The following is a 22,925-nucleotide window of genomic DNA, read 5'->3' as shown; positions in this document are numbered from 1 at the left end:
ACCTATATCCCCTGTTGCTGGTCAGCCGCTCGCACTGCGGCGATAAAGCGAATCATTTTCTCTTGGTCTTTATAACCGGGCGCCAGTTCCACACCACCGCTGACATCAACTGCTGCCGGCCGGATCGCTGCTATCGCACGCGCCACGTTGCCGGGGTTCAGGCCACCGGCGAGTACAACAGGCCGGGACAAATCCCGCGGTACACCTGTCCAGTCAAAAGTCTTGCCGGTACCGCCGGGCATACCCTGTTGCCAACTGTCCAGCAGTACACCCCGGGCGCCGCCATACCGGCTGCAGGTGTCGGCGACATCGACGCCCTCACGCATCCTGATTGCCTTCAGGTAGGGCCGCTGGAACTGGTCACAGAAGGCTGCCGGCTCATCGCCATGAAACTGTATACAGTCTATGGGTACGCACTTTAAAACGTTATGGATCGTTGCGGTTGGGGCATCAACAAACAGGGCCACTATCGTGACAAGCGGTGGCACCGCCGCAACGATTTCCGCCGCCTGGGCGGGACTGACACAGCGTGAGCTGGGGCCATAGAACACAAGTCCCAGTGCGTCAGCGCCCGCTTCACAGGCAGCTTGCGCATCGGCGCCGGAAGTAATTCCACAGATCTTGACGAAGGTACGGGGCACGGGTGTCGGGTACCGGTAAAAAATGAGGGGGGGATCATAGCAGAAGCTGCCCCGCAGTGTCTTCAACCAGCGAGCAATAGCGGCCCCGGGGGTGTTTCCGGCAAACCGTATACCGGCGGATAGGTGACATCGACCAGATACAGTCCGTCGGCAGCGGCAGTATCTCCGGCCCGGGCCCTGTCCCCGCTAGCCAGTAACTGCCCGATCCACTCTGGTGGATGTCGGCCGTGACCGACGACCATCAAGCTCCCCGCGATGTTGCGGACCATATGATGCAGAAAAGCGTTTGCTTCAATATCAATAATCACCAGGTCGCCACGTCGAGCAACCGACACCCGCGAGACGCACCTGAACGCACTCTCTGACTGACAGGAAGCGGCGCGAAATGCACTGAAGTCCTGCTCACCCACCAGCGCCTGGGCGGCAGTGTGCATGGAGTCTGTACAAAGTGGCCAGCGACACCAGCTTACCAGACCGACCAGCAACGCCGGGCGCACCACCGTATTGACGATAATGTAGCGGTAGGAGCGCGCCTGCGCTGAAAAACGGGCATGAAAGTCGCTTGCCACCGGCACTGCCCAGTGCACCCGGACATCGGTCGGTAGCGCTGCGTTAACCCCGAGGACCCAGGCTTTGGCACTGCGGGTAGTGGGAGAATCGAAGTGGACAATCTGGGCATGCCCGTGGACACCGGTATCCGTGCGCCCGGCGCAGTGTACGCGAACCGGGCCGTTGGCAACCTGGGAGATGGCCTTCTCAAGCGCCTGCTGAACAGTTCGGGTGCCGGGGTGAGGCTGCGCCTGCCAGCCATTGAACAGCCGGCCATCGTACTCAATCCTGCAGGCGATGCGCGTACCTGCGGGGAGCGGCTCAGGCGAGAATGGTTGTTGCGTTCGGGGTATCAACCAAGCCGACCCAGCAACTCCCTCGCCTCTTGCTGCTGCTCCGCGGAACCATCGGCCACCACTTCCGCCAGTATCTGACGAGCGCCGTCATCATCACCCATGTCGATATAGGCGCGTGCGAGATCGAGTTTGGTGGACAGGGGGTCGCCATCTTCGGCAAAGACAAAGTCGTCTTCATCATCGGCGGCATCAGCGGTAGCACGCGGTGTGGCTTCAGCGGATACGATGAGGTCATCCGGCAAGTCTTCCTCGAGTTCCAGACCCAGGAAATCCGAATCCGACAGATCGCTGTCGCCAACTGAGGGTACGAGCTCGTCTCGTGCGTCGGCGGGCTGAACATCATCCAGCTCGAGAGAGAGATCGTCTTCGGTATCGACCGCCGACTCTGCGCCGGCGTCTTCGAAATCTGAAAGGTTGCCGGAAAATTGGCTGTCCGCGAGGCTTTCCGATTGATCATCAGACGCTGCAGGTTCATCAATGAAGCGGCGCTCCGGTGCCACTGCTGCCGCGCTGCCCGCGCTGATAAGTGACTCGCCCCTGGCAATGGCATCCTGGTCACCGATTCGCCGCAGTTCCCCGAGTTGCAGGTCGGCTTCCGCGCGATCCGCGGTTTCCACCGCCAGCTCGAGTAACTTCAGCCGATACGCCGTGTTTTCAGGTTCAGAGCGCAGGGCGTTGCGCAGTAACTCCATAGCTTGTGAAAAACGACCGTAAGCGATGTAAATATCAACCTCTGCCAGCGCACCACCGGCTTCTACATCCGAGGCGTATTCATCGTGCTTGCGTTCCCCATAGCCACGCTCTCCTGAAGGCTGGGGCACCGGTGATTCGGGGGTGAAAGCAGCCGCGGGGGCGAATGCGGGGACCGCCCCGTCCGCGTCCTCAACCAGCGCCTGGTCGCGCAACTGCACATCGGCAAATTCGTCCTGTCCGGGATCATTCGAGAATGCTGCGGCCGGGCCACTGTAGTCATCCGTGCCGGCCTGCGCAGCAGAGCTACGCCTGCGCCAGAGCAACAGACCGAGCAGGGCTGCAACCACTGCGGCAACCAGGGCGTAAAACCAGTTGCCACCCTCTGCGGGTGGAGGTGTCGGGGCCCTCGGTTGGGAAATGACGGGGGCCGGAAGTGTTTCCGCAGTCGACGCAACTGCCGGAGGATCCTGATCCCCGGCGCCTGCCGCTGGCGCCTCGCCGCTGCCGGCCGCAGCGAGATCCTGCTGCAGTGAAGCGATCCGGGCATCCTTGAGTTCAACAATCCGCTCCAGGGTTTCCAGCCGCTCGCTCAGGGCCTGCAAGCGTTGCCCCAACTCTTCCCGCTCACGTTCGGATTTCTCCAATCCCTCCATGGCGGCATTCGCGGCGGAAGTCCCGGCACCAGCAGGCGCGGGCCTTTCCGCAGGGGAATCCTGGGCCGGCTCACCGGGATTGGCAGCGGGGGTAACATCGGCGGAAGAAATGCGCAGGGCCGGGCCCTCGCCGGCGGGTGTCGAGGAACGCCCCGCACGCCAATCCTCATTTTGCTGCCTGACTTCGGCCAACGCCGCTTCGAGATCGGCCGAGCCGATATCATTTGAGGCAGGCAGGTAGATGATGTAACCGGCTTTGATACGGTTGATATTGCCACCGAGGAACGCCTCCGGATTAAGGCGCTGAATCTCGAGCATGGTCTGGTGTACTGATACGCCTTCGGGTCGCGCCTGTTGGGCAATTGCCCACAGGGTATCGTCACGACGGATCATGTAGCGGGAACCCGGTGCCGCCCGCGCCGCCGCATCAGCGCCGAAATCGCGTTGCGGCATGGCTCCGGGCGCCAGTTCCGAGCGACGGGTTTCTACCCGCGTACCGGTGCTAACGTCCGCTTTTTTTTTCTCCGCGGTGGGCTCTGGGCTGCCCTCGGCAGCCGCTACGCGCTCGCTGGCGGACGCAGTGGGGGAACTGCGATCGAACACGGGGGGGTCGACGAGTACAGTGTAATTACGCAATACCCGCCCCGACGGCCAGCGTGTCTCGACAATAAAATCGAGAAACGGCTCCAGCACCGGGTCATCCGAACGCAGTAAAATCGCACCGCGACCATTGTCATCCAATTCGATATCAAATTTTATGCCGGTAAGAAAGTAGGCGCGATCGACGCCCAGACGATCAAAATCCTCGGTGGTCGCCAGGCGCACGCGAATCTGGTCCTCGTGCAGGTCGCCCACATCAAGCAGGCTCACCCGGGCTTTCAATGGTTCGTTGAGAAAGGATTCCAGGGTCAGTTCACCAAGGCCAAGCCCCCAAACCGACCCTGCTTGCATGCAGCTCCAGGAAACCAGTGCCGCTGCCAACTTTCGCTTATGAACCATAACCATGCCTTGTTATTCTTCCCCTGCAAGCCAAGATGTGGCCTACCCAGTCTCCAGATACACACCGGCGCCCACTTCGCCCGCGATTACCGACCCAACTGAAGATATCGCAAGTATGTTTTAACGCAAGTCTTTAATCAAGATAAGTGCGAATCAGGCTCTCGGCAATTTGCACACTATTGAGGGCGGCACCTTTGCGCACATTATCTGCCACAACCCACATGTCCAGACCTCGCGGGTGTGAAATATCCTCTCTGATGCGGCCGACGAAAACATCGTCCTTGCCGGCGGAGTCGGTCACCGCTGTCGGATAGCCGCCATCGACGTGTTCGTCTATCACGGTAATACCGGGAAAAGCGGACAGTAATTTCCGGGCATCTGCCGCAGACAGCTTGTTGACCGTCTCAATGTGGATCGCCTCCGAATGGCTGAAAAATACCGGCACGCGAACACAGGTCGGATTAACTTTGATCGTTGCGTCGCCCAGTATTTTCTGGGTCTCCCACACCATTTTCATTTCTTCCCGGGTGTAGCCGTTATCTTCAAAGGTATCAATATGAGGGAGCACATTGAAGGCGATCTGCCGGGGATAGACCTCGCACTCTATATCCTGTCCGTTCAACAGCTTCACGGTCTGCCCTGCGAGCTCGTCAATCGCCTCTTTACCGGTGCCGGACACTGCCTGATAGGTGCAGACATTAATTCGCTCGATACCCACCGCATCATAAATGGGCTTCAGCGCCACCAGCATCTGAATGGTGGAGCAGTTCGGGTTGGCGATGATATTGCGCGTTGTATATCCGGCCAGTGCTTCAATATTCACTTCCGGCACAATCAGCGGAATATCCTCATCGCGGCGAAAATGGGACGTGTTATCGATAACGATACAACCCGCTGCCGCCGCTTTCGGGGCAAACTCCTCGGAAATACTGCCACCTGCGGAAAACAGGCCAATCTGTGCCTGGCTGAAATCGAATTCCGCCAGGTCAGTGACCATCACTTGCTTGCCCCGGAAGCGTATGGTCTTGCCCGCCGAACGGGCGCTGGCCAGGGGATACAGGTTGCGCACCGGGAAATTGCGCTCCTCGAGAATGGATATCATGGTCTCACCGACTGCGCCGGTGGCGCCAACTACGGCGACGTCATATGCTTCTGCCATTGTCTTACCTCTTTTGGTTTGTTGGGCGCTGGATCAGGTTCGCAGTGCGGCGACGACTGCATCGCCCATTGCGGACGTCGACACCGCCTCGACCCCAGCGCGCTGAATATCAGGGGTTCGCAAACCCTGATCGAGTACTGTGCTTACCGCCTGCTCAATGGCGGCGGCGGCCTCCGGATTCGCCAGTGTATAGCGTAACATCATCGCCACCGACAAGATGGTCGCGAGAGGATTGGCCTTGCCCTCTCCGGCAATATCAGGTGCCGAACCATGACAGGGTTCGTACATCCCCCGGCCATTCCTGTCCAGCGAGGCGGACGGCAACATACCGATCGAGCCGGTCAGCATGGCCGCCGCGTCCGAGAGGATATCGCCGAACATGTTGCCGGTTACCATGACATCAAACTGTTTCGGTGCTCGCACCAGCTGCATTGCAGCATTGTCCACATACATGTGACTGAGGGTGACATCGGGATAGTCCCGGGCCACTTCCTCCATGACCTCCCGCCACAATACCGTTACCTCGAGCACATTACTTTTATCCACCGAGCACACCCGATGATCGCGCTGGCGAGCCAGGCTGAATGCCAGGTGACCGATGCGGCGAATTTCGGACTCATTGTAGACATAGGTGTTGAATCCCTCGCGTTCACCGTTTTCCAGAACGCGAATGCCACGCGGCTCGCCAAAATAGATGCCTCCAGTGAGCTCACGCACTATCAGGATATCCAGCCCCGCTACCACTTCGGGCTTGAGGCTGGAGGCCTCGGCAAGCTGGGGATAGAGAATTGCAGGGCGCAAATTGCCAAAAAGCCCGAGCTCCGAACGCAGCCCCAACAATCCCCGTTCCGGGCGCAGATGCCGCTCTACCGCATCCCACTTCGGCCCACCGACGGCTCCGAGAAGAATAGCATCGGCGGCTCGCGCGCGCTCCATGGTCTGGGTGGGCAATGGCACACCGTGGACATCCAGCGCTGCGCCACCCAGCAGGCCCTCCTCCCAGGTGAGCTCCAGGTTAAAACGGCGATTCACAACCTCCAGTACCCTGACCGCTTCGGTCATGATTTCAGGGCCTATGTAGTCCCCCGGTAAAACCAGAATATGCGCTGCCATATCAGCGTTCCCCCACAGTCATGGAACCGAATAACCAGGGTGACTGCCGGCGCCACCCGGCCTCGAAGCGGCGAATGGTCTCCGCACTTTCCAGGGTTACGCCTATATCATCCAACCCGTTGAGCAGGCAGTGCTTGCGGAAGCTGTCGACCTCAAAGTGAAACACCTCGCCATCGGGACAGCACACCTGCTGTTGCTCCAGATCCACTACCAGGTGATAGCCTTCGGTGGCATAGAGCTGCTGAAACAGGATTTCAACACTCTCCGCATCCAGCACTACCGGCAGCACCCCGTTCTTGAAACAGTTATTGTAGAAAATATCGGCAAAGCTGGGTGCAATAATGCAACGAAAGCCATAATCCTCCAGTGCCCAGGGAGCGTGCTCACGACTGGATCCACAACCGAAATTGGACCGTGACAGCAGAATTGAAGCCCCTTGATAGCGAGCCTGATTAAGTGGGAAATCGGGGTTGAGCGGCCGCTTGCTGGAGTCTTCCCCCGGCTGGCCTTCGTCCATATAGCGCATTTCGTCGAACAGGTTGGGGCCGAAACCGCTGCGCTTGATGGACTTGAGAAACTGCTTGGGAATGATCATGTCAGTGTCGACATTGGCGCGGTCCATCGGCGCCACAAGGCCGTCCAGAACGGTGAAGTTCTTCATGCTGTGGTCTCCTGCAAGCTGCGAACATCGATGAAATGGCCTGCTATCGCGGCCGCAGCCGCCATGGCCGGACTGACCAGGTGGGTCCGGCCACCAAATCCCTGGCGACCCTCGAAATTACGGTTCGAGGTTGAAGCGCAGTGTTCCCCCGCTCCCAGTTTATCGGCATTCATGGCCAGGCACATGGAGCAGCCGGGTTCCCGCCACTCCATTCCGGCGGCGATGAATATGGCGTCCAGGCCCTCGGCCTCGGCCTGTGCCTTGACCAGCCCGGAGCCGGGCACCACCAGTGCCTGCTTGACACTGGCAGCGACCCGGCGACCGCGCACGACCTCGGCAGCGGCTCGCAGATCCTCGATGCGGGAATTGGTACAGGAACCGATAAATACCCGGTCGGGGCGTATATCGGTAATCGCCATGCCCGGGCGCAGGCCCATGTAGGTCAGCGCACGCTCCACGGCCTCGCGGGCAGCAGGATTGCCAATGGCAGCCGGGTCGGGAAGTACGCCATCAATGGGCAGCACCATTTCCGGCGACGTACCCCAGGTGACCTGGGGCTTGATCGCTGCGCCGTCGAGGCTCACCACGCGATCAAACACGGCATCGGCATCACTGTGTAAATCGCGCCAGGCAGCAACCGCTGCGTCCCAGTTGGCACCTGTTGGGGCGTAAGGGCGTCCGCGCACATAGTCGAGCGTGCAGTCATCGACCGCCACCATGCCCATGCGCGCGCCCGCCTCAATCGACATATTGCACATGGTCATGCGCCCTTCCATGCTCATGCGGCGCACCACTTCACCACCAAACTCAATGGCGTACCCGGTACCGCCGGCCGTGCCTATCTCACCAATCACCGCCAGGGCGACGTCTTTGGCGGTAATCCCGGGGCCCAGCTGACCGTCTATTTTCACCAGCAGGTTTTTCATCTTCTGCTGGATCAGGCACTGGGTGGCCAGCACGTGCTCCACCTCTGAAGTTCCAATACCGTGGGCCAGGGCGCCCAGGGCACCGTGGGTGGAAGTATGGGAATCACCGCACACCACGGTCATTCCCGGCAGGGTTGCACCCTGTTCAGGGCCCACAACGTGAACAATACCCTGGCGGATATCATTGATCGGGATTTCGGTAATATCGAAAGCGAGGCAGTTATCATCCAGCGTCTGCACCTGCAGTCGCGATACCAGGTCGAGAATGCCGGCTACGCCACCGGCGCGTTCTTCCGTCGAGGTCGGCACGTTGTGGTCGGGTACCGCCAGGTTGGCATCGAGACGCCAGGGTTTGCGGCCGGCCAGGCGCAGGCCTTCAAAAGCCTGGGGCGAGGTCACCTCGTGGATCAGGTGGCGATCAATATAGATAAGCGCCGAGCCATCGTCCCGCTGTTCTACCAGATGGTTGTGCCACAATTTGTCATAAAGGGTTTTGCCAGCCATGGGTGATTCTCCGGGCAACGCTAATGAATTGCTATTTTAAGCTTGACCAAGAGATAACTCAAATTTATTATTTTTATACATTCCATTCCCTCAAGGAATCATAAACTGGACATTCAGACTCTCCGCACTTTTCTACTGGTTGTTGAAGAGCGTTCGTTTTCCGCTGCCGCGCAACGTTTGCACCTGACCCAACCCGCAGTGAGCAAGCGCATAGCCCTGCTCGAACAGCAGCTTGGCTGTGAATTGTTTGATCGCATCGGGCGTACCATTACACCAACCGAAGCCGGCGTGGCGCTGCTACCTCACGCCAAGACCATCATTCAGCAGCTATACAGTGCCGAGCAGGCGGTACGCGATCTCTCCGGTGCGGTTGCCGGAGACCTGCGTATTGCTACCAGCCACCATATCGGGCTGCACCGCTTACCCCCGGTACTGAGTGCCTTCAGCAAGGCGTTTCCCGGGGTTGCGCTCGATATCGATTTTATGGATTCGGAGCAGGCCTACGACCTGATTATGCAGGGGCGACTGGAACTGGCAGTGGTAACACTGGCCCCGGCCGGTGAAAGCAGCATGGTCAGCCATCCGGTGTGGCACGACCCACTGGTGTTCATGGCCGCCAGCGAACATCCTCTGGCTGTACACCAGGCCTGCACCCTGGCTGAGCTGGCCCGGCACCCGGCGATTCTGCCGGGACTGGGTACCTATACCGGCCAGATCGTGAAGCGGCTATTCGCGGACCACGATTTAACCTTGCAGGTATCCATGGCCACCAACTACCTGGAAACTATCCGCATGATGGCGCAGGTGGGACTGGGCTGGACTGTATTGCCGCGAAACATGCTGGATAAAGGCTTGTCGCCGCTGGCAGTGGAAGGTATTGCCATCGACAGGACCCTCGGCAGCATCCACCACCGGGGTCGCAGCCTTTCGCGGGCGGCGCAGTCTTTCATGGCAATTTTACAAGCCTTCGGCGATGGCATGGCCAAGCCCGCAGCAATCGGGGCGCCCGCCCCACCCTGCTAGCCAGCCTCAACGCCATCGCTGGCCGGTTGTTTCCAGATACCATCGTGATCGGGCAGGTAGAACGTACCGTTAAAACGGGCAACAACTCCCCGGGGGCCAGTCAGTAAACCATTACAAAAGCCGAAGCGGCGCTTGATGGAGACATGGGCCACATCAGCCTGTAACCAGTCACCTTCTTTGCCCGCGTTAATGAAGTCCACTGCCAGGTTGATTGTCGGGCTTCCGGCCTGTCGCCCACAGGCATGGTTGACACCAGTCGCTGCTGCAATGTCGGCAAGCGTCATGATCACTCCCCCGTGGCAAATACCCATGATATTGCAATGCGATTTTTGCACCAGGATCCCGAAACTGACTGCTTCCCCGGTCAGCCGTCGGTAGCTGGGTTGCAAAAAATCGGTGAAGCCCAGCCCCGTGGGCAGCGGCTCATACCCTGCGGGCACCGCGCCATTGTTATCGCTCATCGTCATCCTGATCTCCGTGGTATCCCTGTTCCGCCAACAACGGCCGTAGTATTAAAAAATGCCCATTTCGAGTCCGGTGGCAAACCCCTCGCCAAGTTCTGCCGCCTGCTGTCGGTGTAGCGCCGTGAACTCTCCGCGAAAGATACTCGTGGCCATGGCAAGGCGCATGGGGTAACCGGAGAGGATACGTTCCACCTGTTGCCGTGCGCCGCGTCCGTCGTTACCAGCGCTAACAAGCAGCGCGCAAGGCAGCACCCGCCCGCTTGCCGCAACCGGATAAAAAGTTCGATCGAGAAAGTCTTTCATTCCCCCACTGACGCTGGCGGAGTTTTCGGCCGCCACCAGAATCAGTCCGTCAGCGGTAAGGATATCGGCAGTACCCGCATCCCAGGCCCTGCACACTCGGGTAGCAACGGCTTCGACACGACAGGCCGAACGCCAGCAGGCTCTTGCCAGCTTGGCACTGGTACCGCTCTGGCTGTGATACACAATTAGCAGCGAGGTCATGGTTCCAATCCTTGTTCTTTGAGCCTGTTGCCAAACCGGTCGCGGCCAGAATCGTCAAAACCGGTCACCCGCCACAGTTATCCACAGCTCGATCTGTGGATAACTGTGGGGACAAATAATCCGGTACCAGGACCGGACCCTGGCCGACAACCGCTCCCAAATTTATATTTGCCGGGAAAAATCACAATAAATGCTTATCAATCAATGCTATAAACTCATGACATAAAGTAGCTTGGCAATCTTTGCAGAGTCAATGTCTTGACTTATTCCACCTTTTCAGATGTGGATAGAATGCACTCGCAAGGTTTGCGGACACTTACCTTGCAGCGCCCAACAGTCTGCTAACCCTCACCCAAGCCGAGTGACACGCCAGCAGAGATGAATACGGGCATTACGTTGAAAATCGGGATCGAGGGTCTCACGGGTAATGTTTTCACATGAATACGTTTCCTGCACCTCCTCATCCAACTTGAAGCCCCGCCGATTGGTTGAAAAATACAGCACGCCCGCAGGTCGCAACCGGGCCATGGCGGCGTGCAGCAACGGTACGTGATCGCGCTGCACATCAAACGCATCGTCCAGTTTCTTTGAGTTGGAGAAAGACGGTGGATCCAGCAGTATCAGGTCAAACTGCTGTTCGCAGGTGTGCAGCCATTGCTGGCAGTCGGCGCGGTGGATCAGGTTGCGACTCTCGTCCAGGCCGTTGTGAGCGAGGTTCTTGCGCAGCCAGCCCAGATAGGTATTGGATAGATCCACGCTGGTAGTACTGCGGGCACCACCCAGCGCGGCATGCACTGTGGCAGTACCGGTGTAACAATACAGATTGAGGAAATCTTGGCCCTCAGCCTCTGCGGCAAGACGCAAACGCAATGGTCGATGATCCAGAAACAGGCCGGTGTCCAGGTAATCGCGCAGGTTTACCAGTAATTGCGCGCGCCCCTCCGTCACCGTATGCATTTCACCGCTGTCGCCCTGCTTGCGGTATTGTTCATCACCGCGCTGGCGTTGACGCGTCTTGTAGACGATATTTCCCGGGGCTACTGCAAGCGCTTCCGGCAGCGCCGCCTGCACTTCCTGCAGGCGGGTTGCCGCCGCTTCCGGATCGACACCGGATGGGGCCTGGTATTCTGCAACGTGTACCTGCTCACCATAGATATCGATCGCCACCGCATACTCCGGCATGTCGGCATCGTACAACCGGTAACAACTCACACCCTCGCGCCTGACCCAGCCCGATAGCCGACGCCGGTTCTTGCGCACCCGGTTGGCGAACATCTGCGCCCCCGCGGACAACTCGCCGCCGGGTAATATGGCCGGTTGCCGTTCACCACTTTTCGGTTCACTAAGCCGATTGTTGGCCAGGTCAAACAGCAACAGCGTGGTCTCCAGCGCACCATTCCAGAGCTTGTACTGCTTGTGACTGCGCAGGCCGGTGGCCCGCGCCAGGTCATTATCGGCGGTGAATACGGCAGCTTGCCAACCCGGGAACTCCCGCAGCATGGTTTCGCCCAACTGGCGGTACAGATAGCGCAGACTGGCCTTTTCGCCCAGCCGCTCGCCATAGGGCGGGTTGCATACCAGCAGTCCCTGCGGTAGCGGCATGTGGCTGGGCTTCTGCAGCTCCGATAAAGGCTTGCAGCTAACCCGTACGACTGATTCCAGCCCGGCCCTGGCAATATTTTCCTGGGCCATGCGCACCACTTTGGGATCGGCGTCATAGCCGCGAATTTCCGGCAATTGCAGCTGCCTGCTCCGCGCAGCCCGGCCCTGTGCATCAGCCAGTAGCGCCTGCCACTGTAGCGGATTGTGGTCCCTCCAGCGTTCGAAACCAAAGCGCGGGCGGTGTAGTCCGGGAGCGATATCCGCGGCCATCATCGCACCTTCGAGGAGCAGGGTACCGGAACCGCACATGGGATCGATCAACGCGCCGCCCCGGGCAGCCATGCCCGGCCAGTCGGCGCGCAGCAAAACCGCCGCCGCCAGATTTTCCTTCAGGGGTGCGGCACCCGCCTGCAGTCGATAGTTGCGCCGGTGCAGGCTACCACCAGACATATCCAGCGCCAGCAAAAAACCGTGTCGGGACAGGCGCACGTTAAAACGCAGGTCGGGATCCTTGCGATCGACCGAGGGTCGCTGGCCGGTGCGCTGTTGAAACCAGTCCACAATAGCATCCTTACAGCGCTGGGCACCGAACTGGGTATTGCGGATATGGGCATTCTCACCGGTAAAATCGATAGTGAAGGTCTGCTCGGGACCCAGCACCTCATCCCAGGCAACGGTCATAAGCCCGCGGTACAGCTCATCAGCATCCTGGGCCTCAATGCGGGCCAGTGGTAGCAGGATCCGGTTGGCCAGCCGCGACCACAGGCATGCGCGATAACCCAGCGCCAGCGGCCCATCAAAATGAACGCCGGCTACGGTTTCACGCGCTGTTATTGCACCCAGGGATTTCAATTCGTCGAGGAGCAGGCCTTCAATGCCTTTGGGGCAGGTGGCAAACCACTGCCGGGGCGCGGTTATCGACATTGCTGCAGATTCCGCGCGAGTATCAGCGATAAGATCATTAATGTATTCCTTGAGGTAGGAGCAGCCGTAATGGCGGTGCCTGTTTACACCTGGCGCCGGCTGCGCTTGCGCGCGGCACCCTTGGCCGGCTTGTTTTCGCGAACGGATTCCGGGGATACCGCATTTGCCAGCTTTTCCTTTTGCATCAAATCCAGCACCAGCTGTGCAGAGCTGTCAATGTAACTTATGAAGCGCTCATGCTCGGCATCAGACAACGTTCGCAGGATATCGTGCTGTCGGTACAGGTTAACAAAACGTCGCTCGCGCTCATACTGCCGTGGCAACACCATTACCTCGGATTGCTCCAGTTGCGGGTTATAGGTGCGCATGAATTTGATCAGGAAAGGAATGGGATCGTGCCGTGCCAACAAGCTGGCGCTGCGTAACACCAGTTCCAGGGGCATCACTTTTTCACCGCTTTCGACATCTTCAAGCAAGGATTTATCCGACAGCCCAAGGCTGTCAGCCAGCTGTTTCAGGGATAATCCGGCAGTTTCCCGGGTATCGCGGAGAAAATGGCCAGCATCTGCCATGGCCTCTAGCCGCTCCGGCTCCATGGTGTTAAGCAAGGCCCCGCGCAACCAGTTTTCACCAAACATGGCGGTCATGGTCGCCGTATTGCGGGCAATTTCCAGGCTGCCACCGGCAACCTGGCCTGTCAATCGAGCCAGGGAGGCCAGTAGCCCCTCGGTGGCGACATTGTCTTTTTTGTCTGTCATTAGCGTAGCTTAGCCGATAATAAGGGGCGCGGGCACTAAATTCAGTACGGTACAGGAGTCACGGTGGGGTACCGGGAAGCCCACTTTCGAGCGCGAAAATGGCCTGCAACAACCGACGCCACTCATCGTACTGACTCTCGAGACTGCCGCTGAGCCGAACCACACTGCCGCTAACATCAAGCACCGTGGGTTGCACTTCGTTATTGAATCCGCGGGCAAGCTCTTCGAGATCCTGCTGCTGTATTTTACTCCATCTGTAGGCGTTATAGCTTTGCTCCATGGCGGCGTAGGAACCGCGCGCACCGGCGCTGTCGCGCTGCGCCAGACGACGCTGGTAGTCGGCCCTGTAGAGGGCTTGCTCGCGTCCGTACTGGCGCCACAGATTGTAAGTGGGCTGCATGGCCTGGAACAGATCCACATATTGCTCATCGACGGTATCGATAAACAGGTGTTCCTGGTTCCGTATACGCTGCACCCGGGCCAGCATCGGATCACCTTCCGCCGGCAGTCCCTGCAATTGATAATTACCGTTTTCATCCCGCTGCAAGAATCGGCCAAAGGCTTGTGGCGCGAGGGCACTGGCCTGCCGCAACAACGCAAGCCGGCGAATACGCAGTACCTCCTCGCTCGAGAGGCCGCGGAAGGTCGCAAGCAGATCGTTGGCAAGCTGACGATACAGATCGATGAACGGGTCTGTGTCCATCGCAACGGGATAGTCCGCCGCGCTGCTTTCATCGGCATAAACAGCGTCAAGCCAGGCGCGGCCACTGGCGTCCAGTACCTTGACATGCACAACGAGGTATCTTCCATCGGAGTGCACAATACGGCCTTCAATTTGCAACTCTGGCGCCAGTTGCGGCTCCGGAAGCACTCGCACCACGCCCCAGGCATTACTTTTTTGCAACACCTGGCGCAGGCGCACCGGGATGAAGCGCGCCTCGGCCTGGCGGATATCAGGGAAAATCCCCTGCCGACTAAGCCCGGCGCTACGCTCGGGGATACCGGCATCAAAACTGACCAGGGCGATATCGAGGGTCTCGGCAGGTGCCTGGGCCAGGCGCTGCAGGTCGACGGCGCCGACGCGCGCCGGCCAGGCGCTGGCATCGAAGGCGAGCGGCGCGACGGTTTGCGGAGCAGAGCACGCTGCCAGTAAAACGGCGAGCAACAAGCCTGTCAGGGCGTTTCGGTAGTGCACACTTTACCTCGGGTCAGGGTTTGCCGGCAGGAGTAACCGGCTGCTCCGGATTCCATGCGCCGATAGACCCGGTTCAGGGTGAACGGAGACGAGACCCTGTCCGACACCACCGTGGTGGCGATGTTGAGCCATTCACCATCAGGGCCGAGGGTTAGCCGGTGCCGGATCGACAGGCCTTCGGGCAAGGCGATTATGAAAGCCAGCTGGTGCCCCTCCCAGCCACACTGTTCGCGGCCCAGTGGAGTCTCCACCAAAACAGGCTTGCCGTCGTGAAAGTCACAGGCAAGGGCAAAATTGTCTTCCCGACGCACCCGGATCTTCTGGGGATCCTGGTCGATATCCAGCAGTTGCGAGCGGGTAACCAGGTCAGACATCCGCGCAAGACCGATAATGGAGGAGCCGCTGTCGGTACCGTTACCAATCGTCAGGTTGGCTCCAGGACCGCGTGTGTCGCCGTTCTGTGCCCTGCGTTCAGCCTGGCGCTGCAACTCCCGGACCATGCCATTAAGGCGCGTCTGGATGTTATCACTCTGGCCGTAGTCCAGCGCCCAGGTACCACTGAAATCCACTCCGGTACGATTGGCCGTCGGCTGGATTCCGGGTTTTTGTTGCGCACAGGCGCAGAGCAGCAGGATGGCAGCCGTAAGAACAAGATATGAAGGGTACGCAGGCATTGACCACAGTGTAACCCAGACTACCCCGGGTGCAGCAGTAGCCCCGGGGCTTTTAGCGGTTGAATATCAGTTGAACAGCGCCTGTCCCGCTGCCAGGCGACTACCCAGGTCTGCACTGTGGGCACTACTGTTTCCCAGCGTCATTTCGTTATAGCGCAGCCACAGGCAATAGCGCCAGAGGGGATAATCGCGATCAATGCCGGTTCCGCCGTGCACGTGCTGGCAGGCGTAGCTGACCCGATGGCCTACATCGCCGGCCCATATTTTGGCGATCTGCACCTCTGTTGTCGCATCGCCGCCTTCATTGAGCATGGATATCGCCTGATAGGCACACAGCCGCAGGCATTCAACGTCGATGTAACAGTCGGCCATTCGGTGCCCGACCGCCTGGAATGTCGCGATCGGCACACCAAACTGCTCGCGCTCACTGGTATAGCTTGCCGCCATGCGCATGGCGTAGTCAGCAGCACCCAGCTGCTGGGCACACAGAGCGGCAATGCACCGTTCCCGGGTCCAGTCCAGCAGGGCTTCACCACCCTCATGGCACACGATATCCGCCGCTGGCACCAGCACATCCTGCAGTTCGACCCGATAGTGAGGTTCAAAATGGGTAACCTGCATGGGACTCATGCCGACCCCTTCCGCGGCGGTGTCCAGCAGCACAATGGCCGTTCCATCAGCATGTCGAGCGGCAAGCAGTACCTTGTCTGCCTGCAGGGCGAAAGGCACACCCTCACAGCAGCCACGCAGCCGCAGGCCCCCGGCTTCCAGTGTCGCATCCACAGGATCGTCGGGCACCCCGGGCTGGCCCCACCAGAACGCACCGGTGAGTAACACATCACCCCTGGCAGCCGCGGGCAGGACTCTCTCCTGTAACGCTGCCGGGGCAAACTGCTGCAGGGGCAACATCGCCGCCACGCAGTGGGTCAATACGGGTACCGGAGCCAGGCTGCGACCCAGCTCTTCGATGAACAAACCCAGCTCGGTGAACCCGAGCCCCATACCGCCGTGCCGTTCCGCAATCGCAACGCCGGGCAGGCCGGCACCAAGCAGTGTCCGCCACAGATCGCGATCGAACCGCTCCTGCTGGTATTCGTCATACCGGGCCAGGGTGGCGGGACTGACCTTGTCATCCAGGATCTTGCGCGCCAGGGTTTGTACTTGTACTTGCACATCGGAAAAGCCAAAGTCCATCGTCGTCCCCTGGTTAGCGGCTGGCGCGAGGCATCCACAGCCCCGCTGCGGATATGATATCGCGCTGGATTTCGTTGGTTCCCCCACCAAAAGTAATGATCGAGGAGGTTCTGTATAAACGCTCAATCTTGCCGGCCAGTGCATCGGCACCGGCTGAATCACTGCGCAACAAACCGGCCTGTCCAACAACTTCACCCAGGTAGCGATAGACTTCAATGAAGCCCTCGGAGCCATAGACCTTGGCCGCCGAGGCGTCCGCCATTCCCAGCGTACCCTCGGTCATGGCCCAGGACTGCTTGTAGACAATCAGCTTCATACACTCAATGAGGGTACGGCAGCGCGCGAAGTTTGCCTGGACCCAGGGCTGGGAGGCAACTGCAGCACCACCGGGCAGGGTTGTTTCACGGGCCCATTGCACGACCCGGTTGAAAAGCTCGGAGATGGGACCGAAATTGATCAGGCTCAACCGTTCACGATTCAGCTGGCTGGTAATGAGTTTCCAGCCGCCATTGACCTCGCCAACCCGGTGATCATCGCCAACCCTGATATTGTCATAGAAGGTGGCATTGGTGCGCACACCACCCAGGGTATGCACCGGCGTGCAACTCCAGCCGGGATCACTGTTGGGCACCAGGAACATGGTAATGCCCTTGTGTTTCTTTGGCGCGTCGGGATCGGTTCGCACCGCAAGCCAGGTGTAATCGCAAAAGTGTGCCAGTGAGGTCCACATTTTCTGGCCGTTGATGATCCAGTCATCCCCATCGCGCACCGCGGTGGTTTGCAAAGCGGCGAGATCAGTACCCGCGGCTGGCTCGGAGTAACCGATGGACACCAGTAACTCACCGGCCAGAATTGCGGGCACAATGTGCTCTCGAATCCAGTCGTTGCCATGTTCGGCCAGGGTGGGACCGACAGATTCCGTGGTCAGGAACGGGAAGGGGTACCCGGCCCGCATCACTTCCTCAACGAATACGAACTGTTCCAGCGGCGACAGGCTGCGACCGCCGTACTCCTCGGGCCAGCCCAGCCCTATCCAGCCGTCGCGGCCCATACGAGCCAGGGCCTCGCGCCATAACGGTCCGCCACCTTCTCCCATATCACGCTCGCATTCGGCGCGCAGTTCGGGGGTCATCATTTGGCTGAAATAGGCGCGCAGCTCATCTCGCAAGGCCCTTTGCGCCTCGGTAAACTGGATCTTCATCCTTCACTCCCTGGCAATCTCAAGCTGGATCATAACCGCCATGCGCAGCACATACAGGCGACAGGCGGGGCCAAAGTTTATGTCGTAATCGTTCAAGCCGCCGCACTGGAGAGGCGCCGGATATCACTGATGATATCGCGCCACATACCGTCATCGGCTGCATAGGGCGCATAAATCGCCAGCCGGTCCGCACAGTCGCCATAACGAGCCAGCAAGCGGCCGGCAATATCGCCGGGGTGCCCTTGCACGCAAAAACCGTCGAGGAACTCCTCGTCAATATGAGCGCCCAGTGCATCCCATTCACCACGTTTTGACAGGCGATTGAGTTCCGGTTGCAGCTCCGCATAACCCAGCGCGGCCATCGGTGGAATGTAGGCCGGCGTCGAGCCGTAAAAGCCCAGTAGCTGACGAACGCTGGCGGTGGCCGCCGACCGTTGCGCATCGCTGGTGCCGGTGATCACTATTGCGTTGACCTGCAGGGTAAAATCGGCACGCGCCCTGCCCCCCAGTACCAGCCCGCGATCAACGGCCGGCAGGGCGTGGTCGCGCAGAAAACGCTCATTATTGAAAGGATGGACAATCAGACCGTCCGCCACTTCACCTGCCAGTTCCGTCATCTTCGGGCCCAGCGCGCCCAGCAGGATCGGCGGCACGCCAAAGGCATTCGGCCCCGGGTTGAACATCGGGGTCATTAATGTGTGTCGATAAAAGCGGCCCTCATAGGCAAGGGGTACGCCATCCTGCCAACAGGAAAAAATAGCCCGCAGAGCCAGGATATAATCGCGCATCCGCGATGCCGGAGGATCGAAATCAATCCCGAAACGCTTTTCAATGTGCGTCTTGATCTGGGAACCAATACCCAGCAGGAACCGGCCCTGGCTATAGGTCTGCAGATCCCATGCCTGATAGGCAAGGTGCATCGGGTTGCGCGGAAACGCCACCGCAATTCCTGTCGCAATATCCATGCCCGGGGCATGCTCGGCCGCCAGGGCCAGTGGTAGAAACGGATCCCAGCTGCCTTCCAGGGTATACACACCATCGTAGCCGATTGCGGCCAGTCGCCGGGCCTCTGCTGCCGCACCGCCGAGCTGGGCGTAAAATGGTCCATCGATTTTCATTATTTTCCTCATCCGCTGACCGCGGTCACTGCGACACATCATCCGGTGTCGGCCCACGTTAGCGCAGCCGGCACCATTGCGCCATCTACAGAACGCTTGCAGACGTGTCTCCTGTTACCGCTGTCACAGAGTGCTGGCACTGGTTCAGATAGGCATACGTCTTATACAGCGGGAATAACCCGCCTGGGTGATAATAGGGGAAATAACACCTATGGGAGACACTATGAAAACCGGAATCTGCTTGCCTTATATGAAAGCGGGCCTTACCCGCGAGGACTACATGAACTGGTTCAGGCGAGTTGACGAAGGACCGTTTCACAGTGTGTCCTGCGGCGAGCGTGTACATGGGCCCACCTACGATATGCGAATATTGTTGGCGGCAGCAGCGGCCTGTACCGAACGGGTAAAGATAACCCCGACCCTCTACGTACTCCCCATGCACAGTGCCGTCCAGGTCGCCAAGGAAGTTGCCACCCTCGACATCATGTCAGGTGGCAGGGTTACCCAGGTCTGTGTGGGCTACGGTGGCCGGGAGCAGGACTATGCCGCCGTCGAGGCACCATTCAAGGGACGCTACGGACGCATGGATCAGCAGGTAGCCACACTGCGCAAAGTCTGGGCGCAGCAGGAGATTATTCCGGGCGCCGGCGTCATCGGCCCACCGCCTGTGACACCCGGCGGCCCGGCACTGCTGGCCGGTGCCCTGGGGCCGAAGAGTATCGCCCGCTGCGCCGAGTGGGCCGATGGCCTGTATGCGTGGTCAGGGGATGGTAACCGGGCTGAACTGGAACGGGCCTTCAGTACCGCAGATGAAGCCTGGGCCGCCGCCGGCCGGGTACAACCGCCCTATCACCTGGGCGGATTCTGGTGCACCCTGGCTGACAATGGCCAACAGCGGCTCTATGACTACGTTTATGAGTATCTCGCCATTGCCGGCCCCGAGGTCGCGAAAATGATGGCTGAGTCGGTTAGCAGAAGCTCACCAGACCGTATTCTCGAAGCCCTGGATAATGCCGAGGCCGCGGGCTGTGAAGAGGTGTTCCTGGTGCCGGCAACTGCGGACCTGGCAGAGATTGATCGCCTCAGTGACCTGCTCGCGCGACGCGGTCACTGAGCCACGGCTACCTCTTCCCTGCCCCCGGCGGGAACAGGTAGTAATACTACCGACCCGGCTATTTCCGTAGCCAATCGGCACACCCACACGTGTCTTTGGGTAGTTAAACTACACAAAAACATCGTAATGCCGGTTTTGCTTGTCCCGCGCTCCCGGCACGGACTTTTTATGGCTATACTCGCCGCCTTGCAACCACTGGGTGGCCCTGGCAGCCAGCCGTGGCAAGACAACAACACGTGCATTCAACGATAAAGACACCGGGGGAACCATGGCCAAACGCGTATACCTGTTCAATGAAGGCAGCAAGGACGATCGCGACCTGCTCGGCGGCAAGGGTGCCAACTTGTGCGAAATGACCACCCTGGGCCTCCCGGTACCCTTTGGCTTTACTATCACTACCCCCACCTGTCGCGAATTTTTTCAAGCCGGTAACAAGCTCCCCGCATTGCTGGAACAGGAATACCGGGTAGCCCTGGACCTGGTGGAGAGAGAGATGGGCGCCCGCTTTGGTGACCCGGAGAACCCGTTGCTGTTCTCGGTACGCTCGGGTGCGGCGGTGTCCATGCCCGGGATGATGAATACCGTACTTAACCTGGGACTGAATGACGAAAGTGCGGCGGGACTGGCGCGAAAGACGGATAATCCCCGATTTGCCTATGATTGTTACCGGCGTTTCATCCAGATGTTCGCCGCTGTCGTCATGGGAGCAGATGGCGAACAATTCGAGCACGCGATAGAGCACTACAAGACCGAACACGGCAAGCGCTACGATGTTGAAATGTCTGCACAAGACTGGCAGGAAATTGTCCGCATCTTCAAAACCCTGGTCAACTTTCCCGAGGATCCCTTTATACAGCTGAAGCTGGCGGTGGAAGCGGTATTTCTTTCCTGGCACACGCCGCGTGCGCACGTCTATCGGGAAATGAACAATATCCCGGAAACCCTGGGCACCGCGGTGACAGTGCAGGCGATGGTGTTCGGCAACTTTGGCGACACCTCCGGTTCCGGGGTGGCTTTTACCCGCAACCCCTCCAACGGTGAGCACAGCTTCTTTGGTGAGTTTCTGTTTAACGCCGCCGGTGAGGATGTGGTCGCGGGTACTCGCACGCCGCTGCCGGTGGTGGCACTGCAAGAGCGCCTGCCCGAAGTCTACGACGAACTGTATGCCACCCAGGCACTGCTGGAAAAACATTACCGCGATATGCAGGACCTGGAGTTCACCGTACAGGAGGGTCGCCTGTATATGCTGCAGACCCGCAGCGGCAAGCGCACCGGGCGCGCCTCAATCAAGATTGCGGTGGACATGGTTCGCGAAGGCCTGATCACCGAGCGTGAAGCTCTGATGAGGGTCTCGCCGGAACATGTTGAATCCTTCATGCACCCGATGATCGACCCGGCACAGAAAACCACCATCGTCGCAACCGGGCTGCCCGCCAGCCCGGGCGGTGCCACCGGCCAGGTGGTTTTTTCTGCAGAGGAAGCCGTTACCACCGCGGCCGAGGGACACAGCGTGGTGCTGGTGCGACGGGAAACCACACCGGAAGACATACACGGCATGAAGGTGGCCGCCGGTGTTCTTACCGAACTGGGCGGCATGACCTCTCACGCCGCGGTTGTTGCGCGCGGCATGGGCGTCTGTGCCATTACCGGCTGCGGCTCGCTGACCATCAATTATCCCGCTGGTACCGCCACCACCGACGATGGGGTCGTGATCAGGCGCGGAGATATCATCACCCTGGACGGCACTGCCGGCGAAGTGATGCTGGGCGATGTTCCCAAAATCGAGGCCAGCAGCAGTGATGACTTCCAGGTTCTCCTGTCCTGGGCGGACAAGCATCGTCGACTGAAGGTTCGCGCCAATGCCGAAACCCCGGTGGATGCGGCCAAGGCCCGGGAGCTGGGTGCCGAGGGCATCGGTTTGTGCCGTACGGAACACATGTTTTTTGAAAGCGACCGTATCGACCAGATGCGGGGCATGATTCTGGCCGAGAATCGTGAAGAGCGGCAGCACTACCTGGACATCCTGCTGCAGTTCCAGGAAAGCGATATGCTGGACCTGTTCAGGGTAATGGATGGCCTGCCGGTGACCGTGCGCCTGCTGGACCCGCCGCTGCACGAGTTTCTACCGCACACGGAGGAGGACATGGTTGCCCTGTCATCACGCATCGGCAAGCCCGTAGCCAAAATCCGGGCCATGACAGAGAGCCTCAAGGAAGTGAATCCGATGCTGGGTTTTCGCGGTTGCCGCCTGTCGGTGGTGTATCCCGAAGTCACCGAAATGCAGGTCAAGGCGATTATTGGCGCCGCGGTAAAGGCAACCGAGGAAGGTCTCAAACCGTATCCGGAAATCATGATTCCGTTGGTGATCAATGTCCGCGAGATTCGCCTGGTGAGCAAGATAATCGACCGCGTTATCCAGGAAGTCGTGCAGGAAAAACAGATTTCGGTTCCCTACAAGATCGGCACCATGATGGAAACGCCACGCGCGGCCCTGGGGGCGGACCGGCTGGCGCCGGAGGTCGAGTTCATGAGCTTTGGCACCAACGATCTTACCCAGATGACCTACGGGTTCTCCCGGGATGATGTCAGTAAATTCCTGCCCCAGTACCTGGAAAAAAAGATGGTGGAAAGCGACCCGTTTGTATCGCTGGACCTGCGTGCGGTCGGTCGCCTGATGGAACTGGCCGTTACCGAGAGCCGGGCTCGCAAGCCGGGGATCAAATACGGCATTTGTGGTGAACACGGTGGCGACCCTCGCTCCATCCAGTTTTTCCATGACCTGGGACTGGATTATGTGTCCTGTAGCCCGTTCCGGGTGCCGGTAGCCAGGATTGCTGCAGCCCAGGCCAAGGTGCGGCGCGAACTGGATCTGTAGCGCCGGCTACCGCTGGTAGTCCGTA

The 22,925-nt window shown here is 59.4% G+C and carries 19 protein-coding genes; 3 read left to right on the top strand and 16 right to left on the bottom strand.

Annotated elements, in window-relative coordinates:
* Window positions 1-2: 2 nt before the first annotated feature.
* From CWI75_RS09140 to leuC, 7 genes are all read right to left on the bottom strand, one after another.
* The gene (locus CWI75_RS09140; RefSeq protein WP_101521318.1) at window positions 3-641 is read right to left on the bottom strand and encodes a phosphoribosylanthranilate isomerase; all 639 of its coding nucleotides are present in this window, start codon (window positions 639-641) and stop codon (window positions 3-5) included.
* A gap of 62 nt (window positions 642-703) precedes the next feature.
* A complete protein-coding gene (gene truA / locus CWI75_RS09135; protein WP_241521147.1) occupies window positions 704-1,546 on the bottom strand; it encodes a tRNA pseudouridine(38-40) synthase TruA in 843 nt (280 codons plus the stop codon).
* Entirely contained in the window at window positions 1,543-3,891 is a 2,349-nt protein-coding gene (locus tag CWI75_RS09130) for a motility hub landmark protein FimV (RefSeq protein ID WP_162300037.1), read from the bottom strand. Before CWI75_RS09130 ends, truA begins: the two co-directional genes overlap by 4 nt.
* Before the next feature lie 133 nt (window positions 3,892-4,024).
* Window positions 4,025-5,050 (bottom strand): aspartate-semialdehyde dehydrogenase, encoded by a 1,026-nt coding sequence (locus tag CWI75_RS09125; protein WP_101521196.1) that lies wholly within the window; start codon window positions 5,048-5,050, stop codon window positions 4,025-4,027.
* Window positions 5,051-5,083: 33 nt separating this feature from the next.
* Entirely contained in the window at window positions 5,084-6,163 is a 1,080-nt protein-coding gene (leuB, locus tag CWI75_RS09120; protein WP_101521195.1) for a 3-isopropylmalate dehydrogenase, read from the bottom strand.
* Between the two features lies 1 nt (window position 6,164).
* Window positions 6,165-6,824 carry a 3-isopropylmalate dehydratase small subunit gene (gene leuD / locus CWI75_RS09115; RefSeq protein WP_101521194.1) on the bottom strand — a complete coding sequence of 220 codons (660 nt, stop codon included), beginning with the start codon at window positions 6,822-6,824 and terminating at the stop codon, window positions 6,165-6,167.
* Entirely contained in the window at window positions 6,821-8,254 is a 1,434-nt protein-coding gene (gene leuC, locus CWI75_RS09110) for a 3-isopropylmalate dehydratase large subunit (RefSeq protein WP_101521193.1), read from the bottom strand. The genes leuD and leuC overlap by 4 nt, the downstream gene beginning before the upstream one ends.
* 66 nt (window positions 8,255-8,320) lie before the next feature.
* Here leuC and CWI75_RS09105 point away from each other — a divergent pair, with 66 nt between their 5' ends.
* Window positions 8,321-9,277 (top strand): LysR family transcriptional regulator, encoded by a 957-nt coding sequence (locus CWI75_RS09105; protein WP_338152705.1) that lies wholly within the window; start codon window positions 8,321-8,323, stop codon window positions 9,275-9,277.
* Here CWI75_RS09105 and CWI75_RS09100 read toward each other — a convergent pair.
* From CWI75_RS09100 to CWI75_RS09060, 9 genes are all read right to left on the bottom strand, one after another.
* Window positions 9,274-9,744 carry a PaaI family thioesterase gene (locus CWI75_RS09100; protein WP_241521146.1) on the bottom strand — a complete coding sequence of 157 codons (471 nt, stop codon included), beginning with the start codon at window positions 9,742-9,744 and terminating at the stop codon, window positions 9,274-9,276. The genes CWI75_RS09105 and CWI75_RS09100 overlap by 4 nt on opposite strands.
* Window positions 9,745-9,789: 45 nt before the next feature.
* A complete protein-coding gene (locus CWI75_RS09095) occupies window positions 9,790-10,245 on the bottom strand; it encodes an NAD(P)H-dependent oxidoreductase (RefSeq protein WP_101521191.1) in 456 nt (151 codons plus the stop codon).
* Window positions 10,246-10,593: 348 nt separating this feature from the next.
* Entirely contained in the window at window positions 10,594-12,771 is a 2,178-nt protein-coding gene (gene rlmKL / locus CWI75_RS09090) for a bifunctional 23S rRNA (guanine(2069)-N(7))-methyltransferase RlmK/23S rRNA (guanine(2445)-N(2))-methyltransferase RlmL (RefSeq protein ID WP_101521190.1), read from the bottom strand.
* A gap of 83 nt (window positions 12,772-12,854) precedes the next feature.
* On the bottom strand, window positions 12,855-13,529 hold the full coding sequence (locus CWI75_RS09085) for a helix-turn-helix domain-containing protein (protein ID WP_101521189.1): 675 nt from the start codon (window positions 13,527-13,529) through the stop codon (window positions 12,855-12,857).
* Window positions 13,530-13,587: 58 nt separating this feature from the next.
* A complete protein-coding gene (locus CWI75_RS09080) occupies window positions 13,588-14,724 on the bottom strand; it encodes a hypothetical protein (RefSeq protein ID WP_101521188.1) in 1,137 nt (378 codons plus the stop codon).
* Complete coding sequence (locus CWI75_RS09075; RefSeq protein WP_146003573.1) at window positions 14,703-15,398, bottom strand: hypothetical protein; 696 nt, start codon at window positions 15,396-15,398, stop codon at window positions 14,703-14,705. Before CWI75_RS09075 ends, CWI75_RS09080 begins: the two co-directional genes overlap by 22 nt.
* Window positions 15,399-15,464: 66 nt before the next feature.
* Complete coding sequence (locus CWI75_RS09070) at window positions 15,465-16,592, bottom strand: acyl-CoA dehydrogenase family protein (RefSeq protein ID WP_101521186.1); 1,128 nt, start codon at window positions 16,590-16,592, stop codon at window positions 15,465-15,467.
* 13 nt (window positions 16,593-16,605) lie between these two features.
* Window positions 16,606-17,793, bottom strand: coding sequence for an acyl-CoA dehydrogenase family protein (locus tag CWI75_RS09065; RefSeq protein ID WP_101521185.1), 1,188 nt, complete (start codon window positions 17,791-17,793; stop codon window positions 16,606-16,608).
* A 92-nt stretch (window positions 17,794-17,885) separates the two neighbouring features.
* A complete protein-coding gene (locus tag CWI75_RS09060; RefSeq protein WP_101521184.1) occupies window positions 17,886-18,911 on the bottom strand; it encodes a TIGR03617 family F420-dependent LLM class oxidoreductase in 1,026 nt (341 codons plus the stop codon).
* A 223-nt stretch (window positions 18,912-19,134) separates the two neighbouring features.
* Between CWI75_RS09060 and CWI75_RS09055 the strand changes: the two genes are divergently transcribed.
* Together CWI75_RS09055 and ppdK are read left to right on the top strand one after the other, a co-directional pair.
* Window positions 19,135-20,025 (top strand): LLM class flavin-dependent oxidoreductase, encoded by an 891-nt coding sequence (locus CWI75_RS09055; protein ID WP_241521145.1) that lies wholly within the window; start codon window positions 19,135-19,137, stop codon window positions 20,023-20,025.
* A 268-nt stretch (window positions 20,026-20,293) separates the two neighbouring features.
* Window positions 20,294-22,900 (top strand): pyruvate, phosphate dikinase, encoded by a 2,607-nt coding sequence (gene ppdK / locus CWI75_RS09050; RefSeq protein WP_101521315.1) that lies wholly within the window; start codon window positions 20,294-20,296, stop codon window positions 22,898-22,900.
* The last annotated feature ends 25 nt before the right edge of the window (window positions 22,901-22,925 follow it).

The sequence above is a fragment of the Kineobactrum sediminis genome (genome assembly GCF_002868715.1).
GTDB classification, from domain to species: domain Bacteria; phylum Pseudomonadota; class Gammaproteobacteria; order Pseudomonadales; family Halieaceae; genus Kineobactrum; species Kineobactrum sediminis.
The sequence above is the reverse complement of the archived record's forward strand: the minus strand, read 5'-3'. Positions and strand labels throughout refer to the sequence as shown.